Annotated in this window: 8 protein-coding genes and 2 pseudogenes; 9 read left to right on the forward strand and 1 reads right to left on the reverse strand. The window is 40.5% G+C overall.

Annotated features, from left to right (window positions below):
* The first annotated feature begins 174 nt into the window (after nucleotides 1–174).
* The 7 genes and pseudogenes from truA (at nucleotide 175) to hemE (ending at nucleotide 5608) form a co-directional block, all read left to right on the forward strand.
* Nucleotides 175–933 (forward strand): tRNA pseudouridine(38-40) synthase TruA, encoded by a 759-nt coding sequence (truA, locus tag AC0L6R_RS07300; protein ID WP_473270612.1) that lies wholly within the window; start codon nucleotides 175–177, stop codon nucleotides 931–933.
* 6 nt (nucleotides 934–939) lie between these two features.
* Nucleotides 940–2713: pseudogene (locus AC0L6R_RS07305) on the forward strand (ABC transporter ATP-binding protein).
* 38 nt (nucleotides 2714–2751) lie between these two features.
* A complete protein-coding gene (locus tag AC0L6R_RS07310) occupies nucleotides 2752–3330 on the forward strand; it encodes a hypothetical protein (RefSeq protein ID WP_473270613.1) in 579 nt (192 codons plus the stop codon).
* Nucleotides 3331–3332: 2 nt separating this feature from the next.
* Complete coding sequence (locus AC0L6R_RS07315; protein ID WP_473270614.1) at nucleotides 3333–3521, forward strand: hypothetical protein; 189 nt, start codon at nucleotides 3333–3335, stop codon at nucleotides 3519–3521.
* Nucleotides 3505–3849 (forward strand): hypothetical protein, encoded by a 345-nt coding sequence (locus AC0L6R_RS07320; RefSeq protein WP_473270615.1) that lies wholly within the window; start codon nucleotides 3505–3507, stop codon nucleotides 3847–3849. Before AC0L6R_RS07315 ends, AC0L6R_RS07320 begins: the two co-directional genes overlap by 17 nt.
* An 80-nt stretch (nucleotides 3850–3929) precedes the next feature.
* Nucleotides 3930–4457, forward strand: coding sequence for a hypothetical protein (locus tag AC0L6R_RS07325; RefSeq protein WP_473270616.1), 528 nt, complete (start codon nucleotides 3930–3932; stop codon nucleotides 4455–4457).
* A 128-nt stretch (nucleotides 4458–4585) separates the two neighbouring features.
* Nucleotides 4586–5608, forward strand: coding sequence for a uroporphyrinogen decarboxylase (gene hemE, locus AC0L6R_RS07330; protein WP_473270617.1), 1023 nt, complete (start codon nucleotides 4586–4588; stop codon nucleotides 5606–5608).
* A 130-nt stretch (nucleotides 5609–5738) separates the two neighbouring features.
* Here the strand turns inward: hemE and AC0L6R_RS07335 are convergent, their stop codons facing one another.
* Complete coding sequence (locus tag AC0L6R_RS07335; protein ID WP_473270618.1) at nucleotides 5739–6545, reverse strand: MOSC domain-containing protein; 807 nt, start codon at nucleotides 6543–6545, stop codon at nucleotides 5739–5741.
* Nucleotides 6546–7189: 644 nt separating this feature from the next.
* On the opposite strand from AC0L6R_RS07335, the pseudogene AC0L6R_RS07340 reads away from it, so the two are divergent.
* A pseudogene (locus tag AC0L6R_RS07340) lies at nucleotides 7190–7377 on the forward strand (Hsp70 family protein).
* The coding region (gene dnaK, locus AC0L6R_RS07345) for a molecular chaperone DnaK (protein ID WP_473270619.1) at nucleotides 7292–8446 on the forward strand (1155 nt) is incomplete at its 3' end. The pseudogene AC0L6R_RS07340 and the gene dnaK, both read left to right, overlap by 86 nt.

Genomic DNA, 8446 nt, shown 5'->3' on the forward strand with positions numbered 1-8446 from the left:
GGTCTAAGCCCAAAGTCAATCCCATGGCCACAGCCACTAGGAAAAGGAATATTGATTGTACGCGCTGGATCATTTTTTCTATTTTTTTGGCAAAGAAAAGGCCTTATGACTTCATTAACAAGGAAAGCAGGTTTCTCGCGCTGATTTGATTGGGAATAGTATCTTTGCAGCCGTATGAGTGAGAGCAAAAGATATTTTCTGGACATCAGCTACAAAGGCACGCGCTATCATGGTTGGCAAATCCAAGAAAATGCATTTACGGTTCAAGAAGCATTGGAGACAGGGCTTTCTACTTATTTCAGAGAAACAGTTTCTGTGATGGGTTCAGGCCGCACAGATACCGGAGTGCATGCTAGCATGCAGGTTTGCCACTTTGACACGGATCAGGAAATTAATAAAGAAAAATTCATTCGAGCGATTAATGGAATTTTGCCGAAAGACATTTCAGTCAATTCGATCCGAGCAGTCAAAGCTGATGCACATGCGCGCTTCAGTGCCAAAAGCAGATCTTATGTTTATCGAATGATTTTACAAAAAAGCCCGTTTGTAGAAGATTACGTCTGGAGGCATTATTTCAATCCAGATATAACCCGAATGAATGAAGCAGCAAAAATTCTCTTACAGCACAATGATTTTGAGTGTTTTAGTAAAGTACATACAGCTGTAAAACATTTTCGCTGTGAAATAAAATCGGCACATTGGGAACAAAAAGACGGAGAATTGCAATTTCATATAACTGCAAACAGATTTTTGCGTGGAATGGTAAGAGCAATTGTAGGAACGCTTGTTGATATTGGACTCGGGAAAATGGAACCTGATGAAATGCATCAAATCATAGAATCCAAAAATCGAAAAAAGGCAGGAAAGTCAGCACCTGCATGTGGCTTGTTTTTTAGCCGAATTGAATATTCAGAAGATATATATTTAGACTAGTTTACCTTGAGCTTAGAACAAGAAAAATCATCCTCCGGCGAAATCGTCGATTCGAAAGTACTCAAGCAGCTATATGGCTTTGTAAAACCTTACAAGGCACAGTTCTATTTTCTAATCTTTCTTACCATCGCCCTTGCTATTTTAGCACCAACTCGGCCATATTTCATTCAGGTCGCAATTGACGATTATGTAGCGGTAGGAGATGCTGCTGGCCTCCTAAAAATCATCTATCTGCTCGTAGGACTGATGATTTTGCAAGCATTTGTTCAATGGGCACACACCTATTATTCAGGCTGGATAGGCCAAGTGATTATTCGGGACATTAGGGTAAAACTATACAAACACCTGCTCAAGCTCCGTTTAAAATTCTTTGACAATACTCCAATCGGTAGATTGGTGACCCGTAATATTTCTGATATCGAGACCCTCGCAGATGTGTTTTCTGAGGGATTGGCGGCAATAATCGGCGACTTGCTTCAATTAGTCACTATTCTTGGAGTCATGTTTTACATTGACTGGAAATTGACATTGGTTAGTTTATCTACCTTGCCACTGATGATTATTTCTACTTATGTTTTTAAGGAAAAAATCAAAGTTACCTTCAATGACGTACGAAATGCCGTTTCCAATTTGAACTCATTTCTGCAGGAGCACATCACCGGAATGAACATCGTACAAATCTTCAATCGAGAGGAGCGGGAATTTGAGAAATTCAAAGAAATAAATAAAGAGCATCGGAGAGCACACATTCGCTCAGTGCTATATTACTCTATATATTTTCCTGTGGCAGAAATCATCCAAGCAATCGGAATCGGATTGGTCGTTTGGTACGGTGCAGTCGGTGTCTTGGGAATGGAGATTGAAATAGGTGTGCTGATTTCCTTTATCATGTATTTGCAACTTTTCTTCCGACCTATTCGGATGATTGCGGATAGATTCAATACGCTTCAAATGGGCGTGGTAAGCTCTTCCCGAATTTTCAAATTACTTGAGAGCGATGAGCACATTGCAAATGAGGGAAATTTCAGCCCCGCCAAGGTCAAAGGAAACATAAAATTAGAAAATGTTTGGTTTGCCTACGTAGATGAGGATTATGTGCTGAAAGACATCAGTTTTGAAGTAGAATCTGGTCAGACAGTAGCCCTAGTCGTGCGCAACTGGCGCTGGTAAATCTTCTATAATCAATTTAATTTCTAGATTCTATGAGATTAACAAAGGCGATATCACCATTGACGGACATGATATCCGCGAATTTGAATTAGACACCTTACGCAAGCACATAGGTGTGGTACTTCAGGATGTTTTCCTTTTTTCGAATACTATATTCTACAATATCACGCTTGGCAATCCGGACATTTCCCGTGAGCAGGTGATGTATGCAGCGGAATTAGCTGGCGCAAAGAGGTTTATAGAAAGACTTCCAGGCGGATTGGATTACAATGTCATGGAACGAGGAGCAACCCTTTCTGTAGGGCAACGCCAATTGATATCCTTTGTAAGAGCGATGGTCTACAATCCTGAAATCATCATTTTGGATGAAGCTACTTCATCCGTGGATACAGAGACTGAAGAATTAATCCAGCAATCTATAGAAACAATGATGACTGGAAGAACCTCCATCGTCATTGCACATAGACTTTCTACAATCCAGAAAGCTGATAAAATCATTGTCCTAAACAAGGGTGAAATAGTAGAGACAGGCACTCATGATTCTTTATTGGAATTGGGTGGCTATTACACCCAACTGCATCAGATGCAACTCAAAACAATGGCGATCTAGCCTGATTTTTGAACTCTAATCCTAAACCAACATATCAAGTGAAATTCAAATTAATTACCCTTTTGGTATTATTACCATTTATCAGTTTTGCACAAGAGAGAGTGGGCATTCGTCTTGGAGAGCCACTTTCTATTACATACAAAGACTTCCTCACTGAATACATTTCCATCGAAGGAATGATCGGTAGTGCTGGTATCAATGGCGCTAGCTATTATCAAAAAGATTTTGAAAGCAATCCTCCTGAATCCAACGCGTTTTATATCTCGCATGGAGCAAAAAAAGGGGTTTCTTTCAATGTTCGCTCAGCCTATCATGAGGACATTGCCGATGTTTTCGGAATCACCGAGGGATATCTTCTTGCTTATGGAGGCGCCGGTATCCAGCTTAGAACTACCAAGGTTACCTATTCTTATGCAGATGGACTCACCTCTTCTGTGATAAAAAATGACAACAGAACCAATGTCGATTTTGGCCCAGAAGCATTTCTTGGGGCAGAATACTACTTTGATGATGTGCCAATCTCTGTTTTTGGCGAAGCCGGATTTTTCCTAGAGTTAATTGACCGCATTGGCCATATCAAAGGCCAAGGTGGAATTGGTGTTCGTTACCTTTTCTAAGAATGAAAAAGAAAATTCTAGCTACGACCATCTTTCTGGCCATTCTGGCGATTGGAGGATATTGGGGGTTTGTGAAATTAGGCGGAAATGCACCAATCAATATTCAGCTGATAGAAGAAAAACCTGACAATCTAGCTGGGGCTACGTATCGAGGGACTTCCAGGAAACGAAGATTTGGGAGAGATTTTTGAAAAGATAGAAACTCAAAAAGGATTGCATCCCGGAAGCTTTCTGCACACGATTTATGAAGTTGAGCCTGCTGGAAAACTCGACACCATGGTTGTCTTTGTTGGAATCAATAAAAATCTTCCCTTAGCAGATTTAGAGTTTCGCACTTTTGAAAATGAAAGCTATTTGCTGGCCAAAATAAAAAGTAACAAATGGGTTATGCCAAGTCCAGAAACTGTCAAAGAAAAACTGGAAGCTTTTGCAAAAGATAATCAGGTAGAACTGAGCGGCACTTTTATAGATAAAATCATCTCGCAAGAAGAGATTCAAGTCATCGCTCCTATTAAGTAAAAAGTTGTTAAGGAATTTTAGCCAACCAATTCATGGCACAATTCGTGAAAACAGTTTACTAACCTTAACAAACTACGACTATGAAAAATATCAACTTACTAATTTTGGCACTTTTTGGAATGTTCGTATTCCAATCATGTGAAGGACCAGAGGGGCCTCAGGGAATTCCAGGACCTGAGGGAGAGCCTGGGATTAATATATTATCAGAGGTATTTGAGCTAGAAATTGATTTCAACCAAGCAAACAATTTCCAAGTGATCAGAGGTTTTGATCCGCCAATTTTTGATGGGGATATGGTTTTGGCATTTATCCAATGGGATGCTGATGGTTCTAATCCGATTTGGAGAGCGCTTCCACAAACCGTATTCTTTGAAGAAGGTGTACTGATGTACAATTATGACTTTTCAAATAATGACTTCAGTTTATTCCTAGATGGCCCGCTTGATTATAGTTTATTGGGACCAGAGTGGACTGACAATCAATTGTTCAGAATTGTAATAGTGCCTGGAGAACTTCTCTCTGCCAATGCTAGAATTGATCTAACTGATTATAATGCTGTCACAAAACTAATGGGCTTAAATGACTCAGACTTCAAACGCATCGAGTAATATTCCACCAAACACATCACCTAAACCAACTGGATTACCACGAACTGGAACAATGATTTTTTATTGTTCCAGTTTTTTTATGTGTCAATTTTAAAAGCCATATATAATTTGGCGCTTATCTTTGCCCCATGCATTTACAGAATGACCTCCTACTTCGTGCCGCTAAAGGCGCATCTATTGAAAGAACTCCAGTTTGGCTGATGCGTCAGGCAGGCAGAATTTTGCCAGAATATCGAAAGGTGAGAGAAAGCGTTAGTGGATTCATAGAACTGGCCCAGACTCCTGAATTAGCTGCAGAAGTGACTATTCAGCCGGTAGAGCTACTTGGCGTAGATGCAGCGATTATTTTTTCAGATATCTTGGTGATTCCCGAAGCAATGGGTTTGCCTTATGAAATGGTAGAGAAAAGAGGCCCCTTGTTTCCTAACACAGTTCGTTCAGAAGCTGATTTGAAAAAATTGCACGTATCAGATGGCTCAGAACTTCAATATGTGACAGACGCTATTCGAATCACTAAAAATGAATTGAACGGACGAGTTCCTTTGATCGGTTTTGCAGGAGCACCCTGGACTATTTTCTCCTATATGGTAGAAGGTCATGGCAGCAAAACTTTCTCCGCAGCAAGAGAAATGCTTTATACCCAACCGGCTTTTTCTCATCAATTGCTTCAGATGATCACTGACAGCACGATCAATTACCTAAAAGCTCAGATCGAAGCTGGAGCTCAATTGATACAAATATTCGACAGCTGGGCAGGGATTTTGGGGCCAAAACAGTATGCAGAATTCTCTTTGCCATATATCGCTCAGATCTGTGACGCGATCACTTCTGTACCTAAGACAGTTTTTGCTAAAGGTGCATTCTTTGCGAGAGAAGAAATGGGCAAATTGAATTGTGAGACGATTGGTTTGGACTGGAATATGGGTATAGCTGAATCAAGAAAGTTGATCGGTTCTGAGAAGACTTTGCAAGGAAATTTAGACCCTGCTGCACTTTATGGCACTGAAGAACAAGTTCGTGAAGCCACAATTGAAATGATGGAGCAATTCCGTGGGACTAGACATATTGCTAATCTAGGACATGGAGTCTATCCAGATATCAATCCAGAAATGGTGAAAGTATTTATTCAGACTGTTAAAAACTTCAAGTAACTGATTTTTTACCGCAGAGAAATCACAGAGTTTTACGCGGAGACCACAGAAAACCCTGCTTTCTTCAGAAGCAGGATTTTCTTTTCTTACCCTATCTATTCCAACTACATTAGGGCTGGGATTCTAGAACTTACTTCAACATAAGTTTGTCTCCTACTTTAATGATACCTTCTGAAAGGGCAACTACATTTTGACCAAAAAGAATTTTGTTGCCTTCCTTTCTAAATTCAGCCAAAGTCTTCAGTGGTTCCGCAGCTTTATCGCCAGTAGTTTGATCCACAGTAACCATCACACATCGGGCACAAGGCTTTACCACCTGAAAATCCACTTCGCCAATCTGTATTTTCCCCCAAGTATCTTCCGAAAAAGCATCTCCACCTGAGAAGACAATATTCGGACGAAAACGATTCATAGGAACTGCGTCATCTAATTTTGAATTGAGCTCATCAAGTGATTTCTGCCCAATTATCAAATATGGCATTCCATCCGCAAAACTAACTGACTCACCATTCACAGCATACCTTGGATCTACTTTCCGCTCTGTTGAGATCGGCATTTTCACTAAACGCACATGTGTGCCAAGTATTTTACTAAACCACTCATCAGCCTTTGAACTTACCATTCGGGCAGGCATCTCATCGTCCCAGACTGTGACAATGCAAATTTCCTCGCCTTCTTCTTCAAAGGGAATTTGAACGCAGTCATTTCGTGAATGTGTATTAAACACTCTAAGTGACGCCTCTTCAATTTCAACCTTAAGTAAAGCCATTTGAGGAAAAGTGCGCTGTGATAAAAACTGACCATTTTCATTGATTAACATCCAGCGACGGTCTAATTCAAATCCCCTTTCTTCAACTGTAGCTTCTTTAAGACGAATTCCAGCAAGGGATTTGATTGGATACACATACAAGTCTTGAATTATGAGAGAATCTGACATGACCTAAAAATAGGTCTATGAACCAGAAAATGACCAGGTCAACCAAAAAAAATTTCTGACAACAGGAATAAAACCCTTCATATTATCCCATATAGTTGGTACTATTTCCAGCTCTCTATTTGCCGTAAGCACCACTACCCCTAGCAAAATCACTAGACACCATCGACATCGTTCGTTCATGTTACCTCTAAAAAATGGTTTCATAATACTTAATAGATGCAAGAGCCAGTCGAATGGTTGCAAAGGCTACGCTAATTTTCACAAAAAAACATATTCATGAGAGCTCACAAGTGAATTGGGGAAGTATAACCCACATCCAGCTTCTGGAGAAATATGTTAACATCAAAATCTACTCTAATAACCTTCAATCTCTGTGGATCTCCGCAAAACACCCACGGACTCTGTGTTTAAAAAACTGTCAGAATGGAGTTTCCATTTAGGTGGGAAAATGACAATTCTGTGTGCATTTCAAAAAGTCGGTGTCAACTTTTCTGCCAATGTGACACAAAATGTAATGAAAACTCAGATGGCACATCCATTGAAGAAAGGGAGAAGTATTCAATTCGAAAATAACTTAAAAACATATAATCATGGGAAAAATCATAGGCATTGACTTAGGAACAACCAACTCCTGCGTAGCAGTGATGGAAGGTAACGAACCTGTAGTCATTCAAAACAGTGAGGAAGAAGAACCACACCTTCAATTGTGGCTTTTCTTGACAACGGAAATGGTGAGCGTAAAGTAGGTGATCCGGCAAAGCGTCAGGCAATCACTAACCCTGCCAACACTATTTCTTCTGTCAAAAGATTTTATGGGCAAGAAATTCTCTGAAGTTTCTGAAGAGAAAAAGCACGCTTCATATAAAGTAGAAAAAGGAACCAATGACACAATTGCAGTGAAGATTGGTGACAGATCATATACTCCTCAGGAGCTTTCTGCAATGATCCTTCAGAAAATGAAGACTACAGCTGAAGATTTCTTAGGACAATCAGTAACAGAAGCAGTAATTACCGTACCTGCCTACTTCAATGATTCCGAGCGTCAGGCTACTAAAGAAGCTGGACAGATCGCTGGCCTAGAAGTGAAGCGTATCATCAACGAGCCTACTGCTGCGGCATTGGCATACGGGATGGACAAGAAGCACCAAGACATGAAGATCGCTGTGTATGACCTTGGTGGTGGTACATTTGATATCTCTGTATTGGAACTTGGTGACGGTGTATTCGAAGTGAAATCTACCAACGGTGATGTTCACTTGGGTGGTGATGACTTTGATCAGGTGATCATGAACTGGCTAGCTGAAGAATTCAAATCTGAAGAGCAAATCGATCTTAGACAAGATCCAATGGCGCTACAGCGTTTGAAAGAAGCTGCTGAGAAAGCTAAAATTGAGCTTTCAAGCTCTGCTTCTACAGAAATCAACTTGCCATATATCACTGCAACTCAGACAGGTCCTAAGCACTTGGTGAGAACTTTGAGCAGATCTAAGTTTGAGCAACTTTCTGAAGACCTTGTAAAAAGATCAATGGAACCATGTAAGAAGGCTTTGGCTGACGCTGGCATGAGTCCATCAGATATTGACGAAGTAATCTTGGTAGGTGGTTCTACTAGAATCCCTGAAATCGAGGAAGAAGTTGAGAAATTCTTCGGCAAGAAGCCTTCTAAAGGCGTAAACCCTGATGAGGTAGTAGCGATCGGCGCTGCGATTCAAGGTGGAGTATTGACTGGTGAAGTGAAAGACGTTCTTCTTTTGGATGTGACTCCTCTTTCCCTAGGTATCGAAACAATGGGTGGAGTATTGACCAAATTGATCGAAGCTAATACTACTATTCCTACTAAGAAGTCCGAGACATTCTCGACTGCTGCTGATAACCAGCCAGCTGTTGACATCCACGTACTT

The sequence above is a fragment of the Algoriphagus sp. 10J20-15 genome (assembly GCF_055809615.1).